Source organism: Protofrankia sp. CiT1 (assembly GCF_917627335.1).
GTDB lineage: Bacteria > Actinomycetota > Actinomycetes > Frankiales > Frankiaceae > Protofrankia.
The window spans coordinates 7,808-9,603 of the sequence record NZ_CAKJTP010000155.1; the positions used below are offsets into that span (position 1 = coordinate 7,808).

Below are 1,796 nucleotides of genomic sequence, written 5' to 3' on the forward strand. Positions count from 1 at the left end.
TCTCAAACGCGCTCTTAGCCAGCTGTCCGGCCGTCCCAGCGGGCCACGGCCAGATCCACCCGCCCCCCGCCGGGGAGCAGCGCCGTGCCCTCAGCGGCCAACCGTCGCAGCGCCTCGCCCGGGGCGTTCGGATTCGGCTCGCCGGTGGACCGCAGCACCCGGTGCCAGGGGATGTCGTCGTCATGCCCGTGCCGGGAGAGCACCGCGCCGACCGTCCGGCCCGTTCCCGCACCCACGTACTCGGCGACATCGCCGTAGGTCATCACCTTGCCGCGGGGGATGCGGGTGACCGCGGCAAGGACGGTCATCGCGTACGGGCTCGGCCGGCCACCAACGTTGATCCGGGTGGCGAGGCCCGCGGACACGCTGAGCGGCGGCTGGTGTCGCCGCCCTTCCCCGATCATCACCCTGCCTCCAGGCCCCGTCCGTCCCAGGGGCCTGCCGCCCGGATCCCGCGGGCCTGTCCCCGGCTTCAGCTTGACAGCGGTACTTCGGATTGGCAGCAGGAGGGGCTGGTCCGCGCACGGTGGTCAGCGGACCGCCGCGACGGCACTCCGGCTGGCCGGTAACACAAGGTCGAGCGCGCCGGGACTCGCCGGAGCCGCCCAGGCCGGCCCGTTGCGTCCCTACGCCTGGCCATCGGGGCGGACACGCCAGACCCGCGTGGCCGTCCGCGGGAGTGCCACTATCGTCGTGTTTCGCGGCGAACAATCCCCGCCTGCCACAGCCTGCCCGTCATAGCCTGCCCGCCCGCGACAGGCGGCGCCCGCGGCGGCCCGCGTTGTTCCAGCATCCGCATGACCAGCACATCCCTGGGGGGAATGCATGACCGAAACCGGAGTCGACCCGGCCGCGCACTGGGTCGGCCCAGCCACGCGGCCGGACACCTACGTGCTGAAGGAGACGATCGGGCGGGGCAGCGAGGGCGAGGTGTGGCGGGCGGAGCTGCCCCTGTCGACCGAAGGGCGCGCCACCGTCGCGGTCAAGACCATGTTCCGGCCGCCGAGCGATGAGGCCTGGGAGAAGCAAAGCCGGCTGCTGACCACCCTCAGCCACCCCGGCCTGGTCCGCGTCACGAGCATGTTCATCGGGCCGTCCTGGCATCTTGCCGGTGCGGCCAGCCCGAACACCCGCGTGGGCTACGTCGTCATGGACTTCGTCGAGGGCATGACGCTGCGTGAGTGGTGGGACGAGAACCCGGACGCCCGGGTCAGCGAGCGGATCCGCAAACTGCGTACCGTCGCCGCCGCGCTCGACCACATGCACTCCGGCGGCCAGACCGTGCAGGGAGTGGCACACGGCGACGTGAAGCCGTCGAACATCGTGGTCCGCGGTGACGGCGTCGCAGTCCTGGTCGACCTGGGCCTGGCCCGGCTCACCGACGGGACCGGGATCGCCGGCCGCACCGCGCCCTATGCCGCGCCCGAGCTGCGGGTGGTTGACCCGATCCCGACGCCGGAGGCGGACAGGTTCGCCTTCGTGGTGACCATGGCCGAGGTCCTGCTCGGCCATCTGGTGCCCCGGGTCGAGGGACTGGGCTGGGTCGACGTGGCCGCGCTTGAGGAGGCGCTGAACCGCAGCCCGCGTACGGCGACCCGGCCGGCGCTGGTCAAACACATCCTGGACGCGCTGGCCGCCGACCCGCCCGCGGAGCGCTGCCGGCCCGCCGCCGTCGGGCTCACGGCGGCTGGCGGCACCGGACCGGCGGCCCGCTCCGACTGGCTCTCCGCCTGGCTCGACTCCGCGACTGAGACGCTGTCGCACGTCACCAGCACAGCCGGTGGCCTCGCGACACC

2 protein-coding genes are annotated in these 1,796 nt (G+C 73.2%); one reads left to right on the forward strand and one right to left on the reverse strand.

Going from position 1 to position 1,796, the window contains the following annotated elements; all coding sequences use genetic code 11:
• Positions 1 to 14: 14 nt before the first annotated feature.
• On the reverse strand, positions 15 to 404 hold the full coding sequence (locus MJ785_RS18180; RefSeq protein ID WP_239309570.1) for an MGMT family protein: 390 nt from the start codon (positions 402 to 404) through the stop codon (positions 15 to 17).
• Between the two features lie 421 nt (positions 405 to 825).
• Between MJ785_RS18180 and MJ785_RS18185 the strand changes: the two genes are divergently transcribed.
• Positions 826 to 1,796, forward strand: a 971-nt coding sequence (locus tag MJ785_RS18185; protein ID WP_239381940.1) for a protein kinase, incomplete at its 3' end; no start/stop codon positions are given.